Here is an 18,110-nt window from a genome sequence, read left to right as displayed (position 1 = left end):
AAAGATGTACAAACCTAGCTGAATATTACTTTCATTCATACCGACTTGTCTGAGGCCAAGTTTGATTAATCGTATGATGATATTTCGCTCAATGAAAAGTGAGGGGCATGGCGTTCATCGTTTCAAAAAAGCGTAGCGAGATTTTAGTAACCTGTTGCGACAATTTCCCAATCTCAGTAGCTAGCTCCGAACCAACAGGTTTTTCTATAATAAAGTCTCAAGGAGTTTTGGTGAGGGTAAATTTCAAAGCTCAGTCTCCAGAAACCCCAATGAAATTGAGTACTGTGTATTTATTCGGCTCTGACCTTTTTATTCAAAAGGTTAGGTAGGTTTACTCTGTCTAAATAGAATAATGTTTGGTGCGCATGATATTGCGAATTTTTTCTAAAAGGGACTTCGACTCATTAATTTCTCCAATAAATAACGATGTGTAATTACTGAGAATTCTCAGTAACACATATAGAAAAAGTGTTTTTTAACGAGTAAATTATTGTAAATTGATGATATTAAATGCAAATGTGGATATTTGTTGCGTGAAACCAGCTCGGTGTTACTGCTAAGTCTTCACAATAAGATGTTATATACCTATGGACAATAAAGAGTGGAATTCAACTAAAGACGTAATATTAATGCTTACTGAGCTAAAAAATCATAATGAAGAACGTTTCAATGGTTATGTTAAGGATTTACAACTTTTCTATATTGATTGCTGCGAACAAAAATTAGATTTATTACCTCAAGAGTCTTTTAAAATTGCGCTACGAACAGCAGAGTCTTTTATCAATGGAGATGTTACTAACGAGCAAGTTAGCCACCAAAATTGGTATACTGAGGCTGACGTATTTGGAATGGATTATGACGAGCCTCCATTTGATAACAGAGAAATATATGAAAATATTTCTCGTAAGTTAGGATTAAATTTCGACGATGCTCGGGATTATGCTGTTCATTTAGGTTACTTTATAGATTGGTCTAGCTTGTATGCTCAATCTTTTAATGGTCGTATTCCAAAGCAATACAGTGAATTTTTAGATTCTGACATATTAAAAAAGTATATTGTCGAGCCATTTGCGTAAACGGCATATAACAAGCCAATAAAGTGGGACTGTTAAAGCTTGGCTCGGCTCCTCTTCGCTTAACAAGTATAGTCAAAGCATTATCAGCCCCTTATTGGGGGCTCTTGGGTAGTTATGGGAATTGAATTCGAACTAGTGAATCAGACAAAGAAGGAACTCATTTCTTTCTGTCATCTGAATGGAAGCAAGAAAAGAGAATTAGCTGGAGGTTCAGCACAATCTGCTCTTGTCACTTGGTATCTACTTCAAAACCAAGGCGATGAGATCCAGTTCGTGAGTGATTTTGATAGTGATTGGCCATTTTCAGAAGGAAGAAAATGCGACCTCATATCATATAGAGATGTCACTAATGAACTCATTGAAGAACTAGTCTCTCAAGAGATACTAAAAGACATCGGTTATCTATATAGAGACGAAGATGATCCGGACACAGTCTATCTAAGAGATATTGTTAATGTCTGGGGAAAATGAGCATAACAAGGCGCAGCAACGGACCTCCATCCGTTATCCGCAGCGTTATGTGCTACGAAAATGATTAAGTATTTTCAGGTTAAACCAAATTCTGAACCGCCACTCGTTGAAGGTTTGAAACCATTTCGAGCTGTAATTATTTCCGAAGATAGTGTTCTTGTTGATTGGCAGGAAACTATTTGCGATTGGTTGGTAAGTTCAGGTTGTTTGTATATGTCTGCTTGGGGAGTAGATTGCAGCTCATGGGATGATGCGGTAGACAATTCGATTATCAGAAAATTTGGTTCAAAGGAAATACCAGAGAAAGAGCTAGTCATAACCACGTGGCATGACAAAGAGCCTTTGACAGAAGCTTTTTACTTTGCAAAATATAATGCTTCACATCCTGTTGCAAATATCGAGAATACGCTATTAATCCATGTTTCAAAAACAAACAAAGAGCAGGAACTGTTAAATGAATATGCACGCACATAACAAGGCGCTCAAGAGGGACACAAACACGGTACTTCTTCGGAGTTTAGCGCCATGTTTGTGCCCCTTAGCTTAGTGTTATACGCAATTGCAAACCAAGAGGAATGAATGGAATCTCAAATAAGTCAGAAAACAAAAGAAATGGAAATTTTGCCTTTACTATTTAGCTTCAAAGGCAGGATAGGTAGAGTCCAGTTTTCCAAATGGTGGATACCGTTAACGTTAATCACAGTTCCTTTCTACTATATAAACGAACAACTGGCAGGAATAATAACAATACTAATGCTTTGGCCGTTATTCGCTTTAACAACAAAAAGATACCATGACTTCAATAGTTTCGGTTGGTTGGGTGTTCTTCAGTTATTACCTATCATTGGATGGCTTATAGTAGTCGTAGGCTGTAGCTTCACAGTCGGTGATTTTAAAGACAATAAGTATGGAAAATCCATTTACAAATCGTAAATTACGTATAACAAAACGCTCAAGTTCGCACCCGCCGAGTGCGGGCGCTGGGACAAAAACACAGTGCGGCTTCGTCATTTTCGCACTGTGCTTTTGCCCCTTAGCTTAGTGTTATACGTCACTATGAAATATCGTTGCAGCGAATGTAGTTTTATCTTCCCTTGTCGAGAAGCTATTGATGCTTATAAGGAAGGAATTAAACGTGGCTTTTTATGCCCCTCTTGCAAATCAAATATACAAGAGTTGTTCTTTCGAGGAGGCAATACGAGGCTAACTTTCGAATCTGAAGAACATGAGAAATGGTTTACAAAATCAACTATTGAACTCTCACTTCTAGCATTTTTGATAATTTTACTTCGACCAAATCATTGGCTCATATTTGTTCTGTTATTTTGCGTAGTCATGATTCACTTTGCATACTGCAAAAAACGCTTTGGTTTTGTTCCATACCCCAATGTTATTGGTACGGAACGTATGGAGGATTAAACTAGCATGGCGTATAACAAAACGCTCAAGTCGCAACCCGCTGCACGGGCTGCTGGGACAAATATACAATGTAGCTTCGCGATTATCGCATTGTATTTTTGCCCCTTAGCTTAGTGTTAGGTAAACCTGTATATGGAAATTTTGGTTGCTGTAATTAGCTTACTTGTTTTCGGGGTATTCCTCGCTGTAGCGCTATCTAAAGTTCCCGTTTTAGGCAACGCTTTAGATTTCTTTGCAGAATTAGCAAGCGGACCTCGCTTTATATATCTTGCTTGGCCGTTTCTACTATCAACCGCTTACAGAAAAGAGTTAATTCTCGAACATAAAAATAGAATTAAGTGGTTAGCTTGGGTAGAGTATTTACCGCAATTAGTTAAAAAAGATATTGGCGGCTCTAGCAGCACGAGGTGGGATATGCCCCCTGTCTTTATTTATGCTGGTGGGTAAACGCATAACAAACGCATCTTGCAACAGCTATTAAGTGGCTTGGACGGGTTTTGCGTTCGTTCCTCGCTTCAAAACCGCCGTAAATGCGGGAGTTATCTATTTCTAAGGATTGGAGTTGATCATGGATAATGAAGAACTACTAAACGTAAAAGCTAAAATCGAATTTGATAAAATGAGTGCTCATCAAAATGATTTGGATGAGTTTCATAAGCTTGGGTCTAGAGATATTGGTTTTAAAGATGTCCTGCTCTTAATTGCACCATTTGCATTTTTATTAATAGCGAATAGCTTCTTCGAAATAGATTCAGGTCTATTGCAAGTGTTGTGTGTAGTGTTTTTTGCTTCCTCGTTTGTGCAAGGCATGGTTGCTGCGGATAGTAGAAAAACAAATCGTAGAATTGATTTACTACTTCAAATTATTAAACAAGAACGAAGTAAAAACATGTAACAAGCCAATAAAGTAACTGTACTGCTAAAGTTTGGCTCGGTTCCGATTCGCTACACAGTATGGCCAAGTATTTATCAGCCCCTTAATAAGGCGTTATACACTTTTTAGGAAGCACCTGTGAAAAAGTTGAGTTTTCTAATTCTTACTGTGTTGTTACTGTGCGTGCTTGCGTATGGAGCTTATATCGCTCTAATGCCTCGTGTAAAGATTGAAAACCTTTCATTGCAATTTGTTCAGTCTGTGACAGTTGAATTGCCGAATAACACTTTAACATTTGGTCCGTTGAAATCAGGCGACATACAGGTTATTTACTACAGTCTCAATCAAAGTGATGGAACATATAAATATCACGTCAAGTTTGATTCTGACGAAGAGGTATCAGGTGAATGTGGTTATGTAACTTCCAATGATCTTGGTAAAAGTTTTTTCATCACTTTGAGGCCAGATAAAGACGTATCTTGCAATGGTTAGCGTGTATAACAAACGCTTGAGTCGCATCCCACTGCGCGGGCTGCTGGGACAAAAACACAGTGCGGCTTCGTCATTTTCGCATTGTGCTTTTGCCCCTTAGCTTGTTGTTATGGGCACAATTGATGAACCAGAACAGTATTTTACTCTTGCTGCTTTTTTTAATTTTTGGATGCTCACACGAATCTCAAGAATTAACTCCGGAAATGCAAGAGCAAGCCACCGAGACTGTGCTTGCATATTTGGAACATAATAACCTTCCAAATGAAAATCTGAAGATCATCATTTCAGAAAATAGAGACATCGCCGACTTTTCTTACATGTATAGAGGTGGTGGACGCTGCATCAATTTTATCGTTAAGTGTTATGGATTTAACTGCAAAGAGCTTCAATTGTATCCATATGATAGGCATGGAGAAAAGTGCCCATAACAAACGTATTAACACTTGCTGCGCTCGTTAGGGACAAAAACACGTAGGCTCCCTTCGGATCGCTCGGAATTATAGCTTACGTATTTTTGCCCGTTATGTATCTAGGGAGGTTTTGGTGCGGTATCCAGTTTTATGGATGAAATTGTGGAAAAAATTATCCAAGTTTATTAGCTTAGCGATCTCTTTTCCTGTCGCTCTCTTATTTATTTTTAGGTTCTTTAAAAATGATATGAGCTTAGATATAACTTTTGAACATGTCACTATTGCCCAGTTACCGCTATTCTTTCTCGGTATTGTTGCTTTTTCAGTAGCTTTCTCCTTTTTCATCGCATTTATATTTAAATTTGCTGGAGTTGAAGTTAAAGGTGATTATTTGATTGGTAGAAACTATTGGTTTCTTAAAAAGCAAATACCGATTAAATCTATCGAACAGTTTTATCCTTTTAGTAACAATGGTATTGAAGCTATAGTGGCAGATGCTGGATCATACGGTAAAGTCTACATCTCAACCCAAACAGACAAGCTAGATGAGCTTTTAGCATTTTTGGAAACGAATAGTGGTGTAAACGATACATAATAAGTCAATCAATTCGGACGTATAACCGTTGACTGCATTCACTTCGTTCACAATTATAGTCAACTATTATCCGCCGCTTACTAGGGCATTATGCATACTTAGAGTTGTGATGAAAACTTGGATTTTAATAGTATTTTTGTCAATGTCTTTCCATACAATGGCAAAGCAATGTTTAGGCGTTGTTGTTTTTTATTTGCCAGAAACAGAAAGTGATTCAGAGTTGATATCGGATTTTTGGTATTTCTATAACTCCATTTATAAAACGCTTAATACAAGAAATCTTGAAACTGTATTTATTGAAAAATTACCATCAAAAATAAATACTTGCTTGGGGATTGAAGTAACAGTCAAACAAAACAGTTTTGAATCTAAAACTGGTTACGTGTTAATAAGCTCACAGGGTAAAACAAAATATATGTCTGGTGTCGTTACTGACATTGATTTGTTGCAAGAAACAGAAGCATTTTTTAAATAGTACGCCTAACAAACGATAATGGTGATAATTTCCTCTTCAAACCGAACAAGGGTTGAACGTCCGCATTCCAAGTAAATTGATCGCTCATCTCTTCAGCTAACGACTTCTCTTATCAGCATTAATCTACTAACAAAGCCCTAAAATGTGGAAAACGGCTGTATGTTTTGTGCTAACTGCCGGGTCAAGCCAATTTGAAATTAAATGTCTAAGATGAGATATGAATTACTGCGATATCGTTAACGGCTTTAGTGCTTAGTCAAACGCCATTAACGTCTTTGTGAAAAAGGGGGAGCGTTAATCTTCTGTGTTGTTAAGGCGCAAATCGCTGGCCAATTGAGGTCTGCCGAAATAGTAACCCTGACCTATATCGCAACCCAAGTCCGCGAGTAATTGTGCTTGTTGCTCGGTTTCTATCCCCTCAGCGATAACACGGATGGAGAGGGTTTTGCACAAACTGATAATCGCTTCGACAATCTTACAGTCTTTGCGTTCATTGACGACATTGGTGACAAAGGATTTATCAATTTTCACGGAATCGATGTTTAAGTCTTTGATATACGCGAAAGAACTCATACCGGTACCAAAGTCATCAATCGAGGTTTTCACGCCGAGGGCATTGAGCTCTGCCATAAATTGTTTGGTAGCCGCGATGTCAATCATGGTTGCACTTTCTGTCAATTCAAATTCAAGCAATTGGGGAGGGCAATGATGCGCATCGAGCATTTGTTTGATAAAAGGAATAAACGCTTTGTCTAGCATATTATACGGCGATAGGTTCATCGCAATTGGTACACTAATCCCATTTAGATACCAATGGTTTATCTGCTTTATTGCGGCAGCCAAGATGTAGCGTGTAAAGGCGTGCACAATTCCGCTTTGCTCAACCAACTCTATGAATACCGATGGGGCAATTTCTCCCTCAGTTGGATGATGCCAACGGGTAACCGCTTCCACACCAATGACTTGCTGCGTTTTTAAATCGACTTTGGGCTGGTAGTAAAGTTGAAACTCTTCTCTTTGCATGGCCGCGTGTAGTTGGCCTCGCAAGGTAACGCTAAGTTTAGTGATATCGGCCAGAGATGCATCGTATTCTTGAACGCCGAGACGCTGCTTTTTAGCGTGCAGCATTGCGGTATCGGCACAACGCAGTAAAGAGTCAATATCTGTCCCTTGGTTTGGATAACAAACAAGACCAACGCTCGCGCCGATTTCCAATGCTTGGCCACCAATCTTAACGGGCTTTCTGCACGAGTAAAGGACCTCAAAAGCACATTCTCGAGCCACGTCCATTGGTTCTTCAGCAATCCAAATAGCGAACTCGTCACTGCGTAATCGAAATGTTTCACCTTTGTCGCCAACGACTTTACCTAACCTCTCCGCGACCATGGCAAGCAGCGCATCGGCGGTTTCATGGCCTAGTGTGTCGTTTATTTCTTTAAATCGGTCAAGGTCGACATAAAGCAACGATCCATGAGGAATAGACTGCCCCTGCTCAATCTTGGTTTCGATGTATTGTTTGAATGAAACCTGAAGACACGTTTTGTTTTTTAATGACGTGAGCGGGTCGTGCATAGCGAGCTGCTCTAATTCTTCGTTTCGTTTTGCCACGCGTTTACTGATTAAGGCAGATACCAAAATACTCGACCATAAGGTAATCAAAAGCGTGATAAATGCCGTGAACGTGAGAGTAGAAGACGCCGAGTCCAGAATTCGTTCCAATGTTTTGGAGCGCCAGAGTGCAATGACGTTAACACCATCAATATTAGATTGAGTAACGTAAGTGACGTTATTGCGATACTCAACGTAACTGTCTTCGTCCAACGACTGAAGCAGCGCTTCTAACTCAGTTGCAGAGAGCACGAGCGCATTGGCTTTGTGATTGGTTACCGTCCCTTGGTGAAGTTCGTAGAAGCCGAGCAATAGTGGGTTTGCTTCGCTTTGTTTTTGTGAAGAAGTGTGTTGGGAAGACGGGTTTGTAGTGCGGTTAATGACAAGTTGATTGAAATAACCGTCGAGTAGGTTTTTCTCCAAATTTTTGCCGATATCGGTTGCCAATTTATAGGCCACAGTAATAAAAATAACAGCGACAATCACAGCGACAGTAAGCGAAGCAAAAAGTACTCTGCGCCTTACAAAAATGTCAGGATGAAAAGGTGTTTGTGACGTTGTCATGTTCGCATTTGCCGAGAACGGGGCTGTAACCCGAATGCTGTTTTTTCGACAGTATAGGCGAACTAAACCAAGACTTCACTTATGTATATGTTTTATTTTGAAAACTTTGGCTGTCAGATTCGTCCAGTACGGCTTGTGCACATGGCAACTGCAGCGACTGATAACGCAATTCGCCGATAAAAGCGCGAGCGGCGGGACCAAGCCTGTCTCCGTCTTCAAAATTCAAATACATAATTGATTTTCTGACACCCGCCTGCTGTAGGGGAAGCGGTTTGAGTTGCTTGGTTGCCAATTCGTCTCGAATAATGGCGACGGGTAGCCACGCGAACCCAAGGCCCTTACTGATAATGTCAATGGATGTTCTGACATGGCTTACCGTCCAACGCTGTTCTGCGCCCAGCCAACCCATATCGACTTTGTGATCTTTGGAAGAGTCACGCACTACAATTTGTCGCTGTGACTTTAAATCTTCTAGGGTCAATGCGCGCCCCAATTGATGAAGAGGATGAGATGGCGCGGCGACGGCTACGAATTCAATTTCGCATAGGTCTTCACTGAATCCACCAGAAAAGGTAAATGGCGAAATAGCGATGTCGACTTGCCCCGATTTTAATAGCGAATTAGCACCGTTTAATACCGTCTCCATAATTTCGATGCGTAACATCGGATAGGCCTGCGAGACTTTATCCAAGACCTTGTACAACAGCGAGGGTGGGAAGATGATATCAACAGCGATGCGAAGTGATGCCTCCGTTCCAGCACCTAGGCTAGTGGCGACTTCTTCTATTTTGTGGGCTTCTTCGAGTAAAAATGAAGCACGTCGAAGCATGAGTTCACCGGCTTCAGTCAGCTTTACCTTGCGACCTTCATTGGCGAACAAGGATACACCTAAGCTGTCTTCCAACTTTTGTACAGCGTGGTGAATACTCGATTGGCTTTTGTGCACCATTTGTGCTGCTTGGTTAAAGCCTCCGGCTTCTACCACTGCTTTAAACATACGCCATTGTTCAAGGGTCGCTTTTAACATAACAATTCCAACTGACTACCTTTATCACACGTCATAATACGCGTTGCTTATCTCCCATGATAGTGCAAATTACTGTTCTACAGAGAAACAATGGAATATGTAACCATCGTTTTTTTAGAGCGTTTTCGCAATAACGTCGATTGGACAGGTGATGACATACAAATTGGTGTAGCCCATTTTCTCCAACTGTTCTGCTCCCAGTTTCGCTCTTGCACTGCTCGCGCAATAAAGCACGATAGGGAAGTCAGGCGTAGATACTTTTTCAATCACCTGCATTTCGAGCACGCCGCGAGGAATATTGATAGCAGAATCGGCGTGGGTCTGAGCATACTCTTGTGGTTCCCTTACATCGATAACCAGTGCGAGTTGTTCGGCAAGTAGTTGGCGAACCGCTTCGGCATTGATGAGTACGGCATTCGACTTAATGTCAGATAATCGTTGGGGAAGTGATTTGATCATTGCTTTTTCTCTTATTTATATTACCCTTTTCTAATATAATGAAAAATGAATATAAGTCACGCATATTGATTTAATACTTAAGTCTAAATTTCACCCAATGGAGAGGTTGGTTGCTTTAATCTCCTGAAAAATCAATTTATGATGAACGCACAATCAAAAACAAAAAATCTCAATGCTATGAATCCAGCAGACATGCTGTCTCGTGCCGAAGACGCGGAAAAGTATCTTAAAACCATCGCTAACAAGACTCGACTCATGATCTTGTGTTCGCTACTAGAAAATGAATTATCCGTCAGCGACTTGTTGAGCCGTATTGCCGTCACGCAGCCCGTTATCAGCCAGCATCTTGCTTTACTTCGAGAATCTGAGATGGTTGCAACACGCCGTGATGGACAAACCATCTATTATCGCCTCGCTGATGAGCGAGTTGAGCGCACCATAGCTTTGTTGTATGAGTTTTTCTGCAAAGAAGAATAATCGCCAATAGTACTTTTTAGGGTTGTGCGACCGACCCAATCTTCTCTCGCTTCCGCTTGCCGATTTTTTTCGGTAATTTACCTGCCAATCTTTGACAGAGCTTGAATCAATAGATTAGGTTACATAGTAGCCTAATCTCGCGGCATCACACTATCATTGCATAGACCGTGTTAAAGCAAGGGCGCAATTGGAGAGAAACCAATAGAAATTGGTGCTTACGAAGGAATTGAAATGAAGCGTTATCTTTGTCTCGCAATATTAGCCACTGGTCTTTCTGGCTGTGGCATGAATCCAGAATCACAACAACCGAAAACCACACCTGAACCTGTGGTCGAAAACACGACAGCCGGTTTAAGCGTACCGGTGCACTATCGTACCTTAGAAAATGGACTGAAGGTCGTTGTGTCCCCTGATCAGACTGCGCCAATTGTTGCTATCGGGGTTTACTACAACATAGGGTTTAGGATTGAACCACAAGACCGCACAGGTTTTGCCCACTTGTTTGAACACATGATGTTCCAAGGCTCTGAGAATTTGCCCAAAGGGCAATTCGACAAGCTAGTCAACGGTAACGGCGGTATCAGCAATGGCTCGACTCGATTTGATTTTACCAATTACTACGAAATTGTTCCGTCTCATACTTTAGAAACCTTTCTATGGGTGGAGGCGGATCGCATGAAAGGCCTAAATATCACACAGGAAGAGTTGACCAATCAGCAAGGGGTCGTGAAAAACGAAGTAAAAGTGAACGTTCTCAACCGTCCGTATGGCGGTTTCCCTTGGTTGTTCTTACCGCAATACGCGTTTGACAATTGGTATAACGCCCACAATTTTTACGGCGATTTGGAAGACTTAGATGCGGCGTCATTAGAAGATGTGTCGGTGTTCTTTGATCAATATTACGCACCAAACAACGCTGCTTTGGTCATTGTTGGTGATGTCGATGTTAATCAAACATTTGATTGGATAGAACAATATTTTGCTGACATTCCGAAAGGGGAGTTGAAAGCATTACCTGATATCTCCGAGTTACCCCAAACCAAAGAACGCATAGTGAGCCAAGTTGATCCGCTGGCCCCTAAACCTGCTTATGCTGTCGGTTATCGAATGCCAGAAAGAAACTCTCCAGAGTACTATGCAATGGGGTTAATTGACCAAATTCTCTTGCAAGGGGATGACAGCTTATTGCACCAATCTTTAGTTGCAGAAAATGCGGTGACAAGTGGTGTCTGGGGCGGGGTCAACGCGTTAGGTAACATGTTTAATTACAATGGCCCGATATTGTGGAGCGCTGCGATGATTCACGAACCCAATCACAGCTCACAAGACATAACTGCGCTTATCGACGAAAAAATAACTCAGATGCAAAATCAACCTGTTACACCTGAGTTATTGAACCGGGCACGAGTCAAACTGCGTTCTGAACTGTACGATACCATTGAAGGTAATTCAGGGGTGGGTAAGGTTGATCTGTTGGCGTGTTTTGCTTTGTTTGATAACGACCCTGCGAGAATTAATGAAATCGAGGCTGAATTTGCGAAAGTGACACCAGAACTTATTCAGAAAACGGCGCAAACGTTTTTGGTAAAGGAAAACCGCACGGTGTTTAGCTTGTTAACCGCCAATGCTGAGTTGCAACAGGGAGAATAGTCATGAAAAGTACATTAAAACTCATTTCTTTTGCGCTTGGTACGCTAGTGTGCTTTGGGCCGTTGGCAATGGAAAAACCGCCTCAGCCCGGTGAACCAAAAAACTTTGTGTTACCTGAAAAGACCACTTATACACTTGATAATGGTTTGCGTGTGACGTTGGTGCCTTACGGTAAAACGCCGAAAGCTACCGTGGTGTTTAGCAATTTAGCTGGTAACTATGATGAGGGTGAAAAGGCCGGTGTCGCCGATATCACGTATGAACTTGTGACCAAAGGCACGGCAGATTTAAATGCGCAGCAAATTGCAGAACAGGCGGCTTCGATGGGCGGGCAAATCTTTGCCTATTCATCGATGAACAATGGCCAGCTAGAGATCGATGTTCTCAGCGAGTTTGCAGGTGACGCCGTGTCGCTTATCGGTAAACTCGCGACGGCATCGAGCTATACCCAGTCCGAGGTAGACAAAGCCACTGCAAATATGATTCGTTCTATTGAAGTAGCGAAAAGCCAAGCGCAAGGCCAATCGACACAAGCGTTTTACGAGATGATGTATTCATCTCATCCATACTCATTGATTTACCCTTCCATCGAGGTACTCGCAAGCATTACTTCCAACGACGTGAAAGCCTACGCTGATGCCAATTTTGTTGCCAAACGTTCTCATGTCTATGTCGCCGGGGTGTTTGATGAGGAGGCTGTGCGCAAAGCGATTGCTAACGCTTTTTCCACTATGCCAGCAGGAAATGCGTCAAAGCCAGTTATTGCTCCGGAAAGGGTAGGCACTCCGATGTTTGTCTTGATAGACAGAGAAAATGCGCCGCAATCTACAGTGCGCATGGGGCAACGAGTGTTAACGGAAAACGATGAAGAATACATCCCATTGTCAGTGATGAACACGATGTTAGGAGGTATGTTTTCTAGCCGAATTACCACGAACATAAGAGAAACTAAAGGCTATACGTATTCTCCGAGAAGTGCGGTGAATACCTATGTCGACGCATCAGTATGGTATGAAGCGGCAGACATTCAAGCTGAATCGACGGGCGCAGCAATCAATGAGATTGTCAAAGAGATTAAATTGATTCAAACCGAAGCGCCTTCAGAGGAAGAGCTAACCGGGGTAAAAAACTACATGGCAGGCCTTTTTGTGTTGCGTAATTCTTCTCGTGGCGGGGTGGTAAACCAATTGATCAATCTAGAGGTAAATGGTCTACCTGAGTCTCGCTTGACCGAATATTCGACGCTAGTAAGAGCGGTGACTGCTGAACAAATATCAAAAGTCGCGACTAAGTACCTCAGCCTTGATAAAATGTCGTTGGTAGTAGTTGGAGATGAGGCGCAAATGCAGTCTCAGCTCGAAGAAGTACAGGGGTTGCCTGTACTAAAAAGTGAAAATTAAAGAGGATTGTATGTCTGAATTTGAATCGTCGTTGTTAACCATGTCTGCACAGCAACGTGCTGATGCGATGGTCAAGCACATTCTAGAGCAGAAAGAAGTTTGGGTACTCACTGATGACGACGGCTGTGTGATGTTGACAACTGATGATGAAGACGGAGTACCAGTTTGGCCTACGCATAAAATGGCTGAATTATGGGCAACTGATGAATGGGATGCCTGTCGTCCGCTAGCGATTAGTTTAAGAGACTTTCACGAACGTTGGATTAGTGGCCTAACGGCAGACAATCTTTTGGTTATGCTGTGCCCAGTTCCCGGAGAGGATGGGGAAGTGGTATCGCCAGAAGAGTTCGTGCAATTGCTTTCGAAAATGGCTGGATAATGAATCAATTTAGGTGGCTTTAGGCCACCTTTTTTGTTTTGTGTTCTCGGCTGTTTCTAAAATATTGAAACATTTATTAACAAAACCTGTAACCGCTATCTTCTGTTAACACGGTAAGATATTGTTACTCTATAACAACAATACAAGGAAGACGTTATGTCACGTTACCTTCGTGCTTGCGTTGCTACTGGTCTGATAGTAGCAAGTGTATCAGCGACAGCAAAAGAAGGCATGTTCACACCAGAACAGCTCCCAGAAATCGCCGCAGACCTGAAAAAAACAGGTTTGGCGTTGGACCCTTCGACTCTTACTAATCTGACTGGTTTCCCAATGGGCGCAGTCGTCTCTTTGGGCGGCTGTTCAGCGTCATTTGTATCCGAACAAGGTCTAGTGGTCACCAACCACCATTGTGCTCGAGGCTCGGTTCAATACAACAGCACCGCCGAAAACAACTACTTGGCGGATGGATTTTTGGCAACAGCGTATGACCAAGAGCTACCCGCAGCGCCAGGCTCTCGGGTATACGTTACGGTCGAGTTCAATGATGTAACTGATAAAGTCATTGGCGACTTACCCGCATCAATGACGGGGCGCGAGCGCTACGACGCTATTGAGTCACGTCAAAAAGCCTTGATTGCAGAATGTGAAGCTGAACCTGGGTATCGTTGCTCTGTACCTGCGTTTTTTGATGGCATGGAATACAAGCTGATAAAGCAATTAGAAATACGCGATGTTCGCATAGCTTACGCGCCAGCTGATGCGATCGGTAAGTATGGTGGTGATATCGACAATTGGATGTGGCCAAGACACACAGGTGACTTCGCCTTTTATCGAGCATACGTTGGTCCCGACGGCAAACCTGCTGATTTTAGCAAAGACAATATCCCTTACAAACCTGAGCACGTGTTGACCGTTTCAGCCAAAGGGGTAGAGGATGGCGACTTCGTCATGGTGGCAGGCTATCCCGGTTCAACTAATCGCTATGCTAGGCTGAGTGAGGTTGACTATGTATTTAATTGGTTTTACCCAACGTATATCGATGTGGTAACCGAATGGATTGCGACCATCGAACAAGCCGCGCCTAAAGGTAGTGATGCGCGAATTAAGTATGAGTCTTTACTCGCTGGCTTGAATAACTTTTTGAAGAACACTCATGGTCAAGTTGAGGGAGCAGAGCGCGTTGGCTTAGTCGATAGAAGACGCGATCGCGAACAAGCTCTCAGCGACTGGTTAGGACAGAGCGCTTCACGCAGCGAAATGGCTAAGTCTATTAGCGAGTTAGACGTTGTACGAGATAAAATTGCGGCAAATAGTAAGCAAAATTTCTGGTACAACAATATGACTCGAGCTAGCTTGTTGTCTGCGGCACAAACCCTTTACCGCAATGCGGTTGAGCGCGAAAAGCCGGATGCGCAGCGCGAGCCTGGGTTCCAAGAACGTGATCGCTCGCGTCTCGAACAGCGTTTAACGTCAATTGATCGCCGTTTCGACCCGAGTGTAGATGCTGCGGTTTGGAAAATGTTCATGACCCGTTACAACGCAGAAGCAAAGTCGGGCCGTATTGCGGTATTAGATGACTTCTTTGGATTGCGCGGAGGTAAATTACCGGCGGATATCGATAGCAAGCTCGATCGCCTGTATCAAACGACCAAGCTAGATAACGTGGATAACCGGATTGAGCTACTTACGGCAACCAAAGCCGAACTTGAAGCCAGCAATGATCCCTTTATTAAGTTAGCCATTGCGCTGTTTCCGGTTGAGATAGACATCGAAGATAAGGGCAAAACGTTATCCGGTGAGGCCGATGCGTTATTGCCTGAATACATGCGTGCGATTATCGCTTGGCAACAGTCTCAAGGCGTAGTGACATATCCTGATGCGAACAGCACTTTGCGTGTAACGTATGGAACCGTAATGGGTGGTTCACCGAAAGATGGCCTTATCTACGAGCCCTTTACTCGTCTTGAAGGTATTACCGAGAAAGATACTGGAAAAGAACCATTTGATTCGCCCAAATCTCAATTGGCCTTGATTGAAGCAAAAGAATACGGTGATTACGCCTTGTCATCACTGGGTACTGTGCCTGTTAATTTCTTGTCTGATTTAGATACAACAGGTGGAAACTCAGGGTCTGCAACACTTAACAGTAAAGCGGAGCTAGTTGGTTTGTTATTCGATGGTACGATCGAGTCTGTTAACTCAGATTGGGATTTCGACCCTCGTACGACCCGCTCTATTCACGTTGATACGCGTTACATGTTGTGGGTAATGGAAAAAGTCGACGGTGCTGAGAATTTGATCAAAGAAATGAAGATCGCTAAGTAACGACGAATATAACGTTTAAAAGCCGGCAATTTGCCGGCTTTTTTGTATCAAAATCAAGGCGAATTCACGTCGAGAACGTGACTTTCCCCCAACCATTGATCAATACTATAAGGCCAGCAGTAAAAGACATAAACCTGCTTTCTATTGCGCTTTCTCAACTATTCATTGGTACGTTTTTTTGTCCAACTTTCTCCCAAATCAAGATGAGTTTTGTTTTGTTCCTCTAGGAGGCACAGGCGAAATTGGTATGAACCTCAATTTATATGGTCACGACAACAAGTGGTTAATGGTTGATTGTGGTGTGTCCTTTGATGAACCCTTAGTGCCAAGCTATTTGAATGGTTCCAGTGCTTCGGCGCATAAGTTTGATGTAGTGGCACCAGACCCTTCCTTTATTGCAAAACAAAAAGAAAACCTAGTTGGTATTGTCATTACTCATGCCCATGAGGACCATGTTGGGGGATTACCGTATCTGTGGCCGAGATTGAAATGTCCAGTGTACACGACGGCCTTTACTGCTGAAGTGTTGAGACGAAAGTTGGCACAGGTCGGGCTTGATGGCAAAGTGCCGATTATTGAAATCGACCCGCTACAAACTTATCAACTTGGCCCATTTAGTCTTCGCTGGGTTTCCATGACCCACAGTATACCCGAACCATTTGCTTTGGTGATTCAAACCCCTTTGGGGAAAGTGTTACATACTGCCGATTGGAAAATAGACCCCCAGCCCATCACGGGTAAACCTTTTGATGCGAGTTTGTTCAAATCCCTGGCTGAAGAAAATATTCTTGCCTTGGTAGGGGATTCGACCAACGCGAACAAACCCGGATTTTCGATATCTGAAAGAGTATGCCACGACGGTTTAAAGTCGATTATCGCCGCAAAAAATCACAGAGTTATCGTCACTTGCTTTGGCAGCAATATTGCTAGATTGATCTCATTGGCCAAAATTGCGCAGTCCACGGGCCGATACATGGCGCTAATTGGTCGCTCTTTGTTGAATATGTATAGTATTGCGAGACTACAGGGGTTTTGGCCGCAAGACTGTGAAATTATCGATAGTGCACACATTGGTTATTTGCCCAGAGAAGAGGTGTTGTTGGTGGCAACGGGTAGTCAAGGGGAGTCCAGAGCCGCTCTTGGCCGGCTTGCCAATGACACTCATCCTCACCTTGCACTAGATAGCGGTGATGCTGTGATTTTTTCGAGTATTGTCATACCGGGCAATGAACCAGCAGTAAATAGTCTATTGGCAAAATTCAACGCCATGGGTGTTGAGACCGTACTGTCAGAATCAAGCCCATTACCCATTCACGCAAGCGGTCATCCTTGCCAAGATGAACTCAAACTGATGTATCACTGGGTAAAACCTGAGATTGCTATTCCTGTTCACGGTGAAGATGAACATCTTGCTGCCCATGGTCAAATAGCCAAACAAAGCGGGGTGCAAAAACATTATGTCGGTCGAAATGGCGATGTCTATCTTCTTGCCCCAGTCACTGGCATCCGACGCCAATTAATCCCTGTAGGGCGCATACCCATGGATCAATCCTAATCCCTAAGGACAATTGATTTTACTCCGATATAGGAGGATAAAGCGCTTGCACAATATTCTGTGCTCAATCGTTTTATTGACTATACTTTTTGGAGTAAACCATGAAAAAATATATAAAAATTGCAGTTGTGACTGGCATCGGGTTATTATCAACGGCCGTAGTTGCAGAGCAATCCAAGTCGTCGGACGTCGGATTTGTTGATTCAGTATGCAGCGTTTTTCCAACCGCGTGTACTATGTCGACACAGGGCAATGGTGGTGGTAGAGAGATTCCAGACCAGCCGAAGTCTAAAGACAAAAAATGATCGGTAAGTGAATGAATGTAGAAGTAATAGCAGAATCCCCCTTTTTTGCAGCGCTACTTTTTCTAGCAGCGCTGCTTGTCTATGCTATTACGGTCAAAAGGCTGACAGTGTTTTCGTTCGTGCTCTTGGGCTTAACACTTCTTGAAGTCATTCATCTGGGAATAGAGCATTATTTTTGGTACATATACACGTCTTACGCTGACTACTCGATTATCTATTTCTTATGGTATGCGGGGTTTGCGGCAACCGATATTTTGTTTGTGTACTTTTTGGTGCAGATTTCTAGAACGTTGAAGGTGCAACTGGATTGGGTATCAAGTTTTGTTATGTATGTGTACTTGATACTTGGCATAGTGCAAGTCGCGCGTTATTTTGACCGCTTTATATTCGAAACCAACTATTTAGTCACCATGTACACGGATGGAATACCGATAGTCAATATGGTGCTATCGACAGTCGTATTTGGCTTCGTTATTTTTGAAGTAATTCGAAACGCAATTAGGATTCTTAATATTAGGCAGACCAGGGTCGGGTAGCACAATTGGTTGT

20 protein-coding genes are annotated in these 18,110 nt (G+C 42.6%); 17 read left to right on the top strand and 3 right to left on the bottom strand.

The window, feature by feature from the left end; all coding sequences use genetic code 11:
* The first annotated feature begins 587 nt into the window (after positions 1-587).
* The 9 genes from AC27G9_RS04580 (at position 588) to AC27G9_RS04540 (ending at position 5,812) form a co-directional block, all read left to right on the top strand.
* Positions 588-1,076, top strand: coding sequence for a hypothetical protein (locus AC27G9_RS04580; RefSeq protein WP_487071483.1), 489 nt, complete (start codon positions 588-590; stop codon positions 1,074-1,076).
* A gap of 114 nt (positions 1,077-1,190) precedes the next feature.
* On the top strand, positions 1,191-1,547 hold the full coding sequence (locus AC27G9_RS04575) for a hypothetical protein (RefSeq protein ID WP_487071481.1): 357 nt from the start codon (positions 1,191-1,193) through the stop codon (positions 1,545-1,547).
* 60 nt (positions 1,548-1,607) lie between these two features.
* Positions 1,608-2,021, top strand: a complete 414-nt coding sequence (locus AC27G9_RS04570) for a DUF7684 family protein (RefSeq protein ID WP_487071479.1) — start codon at positions 1,608-1,610, stop codon at positions 2,019-2,021.
* 105 nt (positions 2,022-2,126) lie between these two features.
* Complete coding sequence (locus AC27G9_RS04565) at positions 2,127-2,480, top strand: DUF805 domain-containing protein (RefSeq protein WP_487071477.1); 354 nt, start codon at positions 2,127-2,129, stop codon at positions 2,478-2,480.
* A gap of 618 nt (positions 2,481-3,098) precedes the next feature.
* A complete protein-coding gene (locus AC27G9_RS04560) occupies positions 3,099-3,413 on the top strand; it encodes a hypothetical protein (protein ID WP_487071475.1) in 315 nt (104 codons plus the stop codon).
* 121 nt (positions 3,414-3,534) lie between these two features.
* The gene (locus AC27G9_RS04555) at positions 3,535-3,861 is read left to right on the top strand and encodes a hypothetical protein (protein WP_487071473.1); all 327 of its coding nucleotides are present in this window, start codon (positions 3,535-3,537) and stop codon (positions 3,859-3,861) included.
* A gap of 117 nt (positions 3,862-3,978) precedes the next feature.
* Positions 3,979-4,332: a hypothetical protein gene (locus AC27G9_RS04550; protein WP_487071471.1), complete on the top strand. Its 354-nt coding sequence runs from the start codon at positions 3,979-3,981 to the stop codon at positions 4,330-4,332.
* Positions 4,333-4,875: 543 nt separating this feature from the next.
* Complete coding sequence (locus AC27G9_RS04545; RefSeq protein ID WP_487071469.1) at positions 4,876-5,337, top strand: hypothetical protein; 462 nt, start codon at positions 4,876-4,878, stop codon at positions 5,335-5,337.
* A 109-nt stretch (positions 5,338-5,446) separates the two neighbouring features.
* Complete coding sequence (locus AC27G9_RS04540) at positions 5,447-5,812, top strand: hypothetical protein (RefSeq protein ID WP_487071467.1); 366 nt, start codon at positions 5,447-5,449, stop codon at positions 5,810-5,812.
* Between the two features lie 294 nt (positions 5,813-6,106).
* Here AC27G9_RS04540 and AC27G9_RS04535 read toward each other — a convergent pair whose 3' ends face one another.
* The 3 genes from AC27G9_RS04535 to AC27G9_RS04525 form a co-directional block, all read right to left on the bottom strand.
* Positions 6,107-7,984, bottom strand: a complete 1,878-nt coding sequence (locus AC27G9_RS04535; protein WP_487071465.1) for a putative bifunctional diguanylate cyclase/phosphodiesterase — start codon at positions 7,982-7,984, stop codon at positions 6,107-6,109.
* Positions 7,985-8,063: 79 nt separating this feature from the next.
* Positions 8,064-9,011 (bottom strand): LysR family transcriptional regulator, encoded by a 948-nt coding sequence (locus tag AC27G9_RS04530; protein WP_487071463.1) that lies wholly within the window; start codon positions 9,009-9,011, stop codon positions 8,064-8,066.
* Positions 9,012-9,125: 114 nt separating this feature from the next.
* On the bottom strand, positions 9,126-9,470 hold the full coding sequence (locus tag AC27G9_RS04525; RefSeq protein ID WP_487071461.1) for a rhodanese-like domain-containing protein: 345 nt from the start codon (positions 9,468-9,470) through the stop codon (positions 9,126-9,128).
* Between the two features lie 177 nt (positions 9,471-9,647).
* On the opposite strand from AC27G9_RS04525, the gene AC27G9_RS04520 reads away from it, so the two are divergent.
* From AC27G9_RS04520 to AC27G9_RS04485, 8 genes are all read left to right on the top strand, one after another.
* Entirely contained in the window at positions 9,648-9,947 is a 300-nt protein-coding gene (locus AC27G9_RS04520) for a metalloregulator ArsR/SmtB family transcription factor (protein WP_487072057.1), read from the top strand.
* A 231-nt stretch (positions 9,948-10,178) separates the two neighbouring features.
* The gene (locus tag AC27G9_RS04515; protein WP_487071459.1) at positions 10,179-11,597 is read left to right on the top strand and encodes an insulinase family protein; all 1,419 of its coding nucleotides are present in this window, start codon (positions 10,179-10,181) and stop codon (positions 11,595-11,597) included.
* Positions 11,598-11,599: 2 nt separating this feature from the next.
* Positions 11,600-12,997 (top strand): M16 family metallopeptidase, encoded by a 1,398-nt coding sequence (locus tag AC27G9_RS04510; RefSeq protein WP_487071457.1) that lies wholly within the window; start codon positions 11,600-11,602, stop codon positions 12,995-12,997.
* 10 nt (positions 12,998-13,007) lie between these two features.
* Positions 13,008-13,376, top strand: coding sequence for a DUF2750 domain-containing protein (locus AC27G9_RS04505; protein ID WP_487071455.1), 369 nt, complete (start codon positions 13,008-13,010; stop codon positions 13,374-13,376).
* A 156-nt stretch (positions 13,377-13,532) separates the two neighbouring features.
* The gene (locus tag AC27G9_RS04500) at positions 13,533-15,701 is read left to right on the top strand and encodes a S46 family peptidase (RefSeq protein WP_487071453.1); all 2,169 of its coding nucleotides are present in this window, start codon (positions 13,533-13,535) and stop codon (positions 15,699-15,701) included.
* A 247-nt stretch (positions 15,702-15,948) separates the two neighbouring features.
* A complete protein-coding gene (locus AC27G9_RS04495) occupies positions 15,949-17,256 on the top strand; it encodes a ribonuclease J (protein WP_487071451.1) in 1,308 nt (435 codons plus the stop codon).
* 101 nt (positions 17,257-17,357) lie between these two features.
* Positions 17,358-17,561, top strand: coding sequence for a hypothetical protein (locus AC27G9_RS04490; protein ID WP_487071449.1), 204 nt, complete (start codon positions 17,358-17,360; stop codon positions 17,559-17,561).
* An 11-nt stretch (positions 17,562-17,572) separates the two neighbouring features.
* Complete coding sequence (locus AC27G9_RS04485) at positions 17,573-18,097, top strand: hypothetical protein (RefSeq protein WP_487071447.1); 525 nt, start codon at positions 17,573-17,575, stop codon at positions 18,095-18,097.
* The last annotated feature ends 13 nt before the right edge of the window (positions 18,098-18,110 follow it).

The organism is Alteromonas sp. 5NS40-0096 (genome assembly GCF_057544385.1).
Note: the sequence above shows the minus strand (reverse complement) of the source record. Positions and strands in the feature narration are given on the sequence as shown.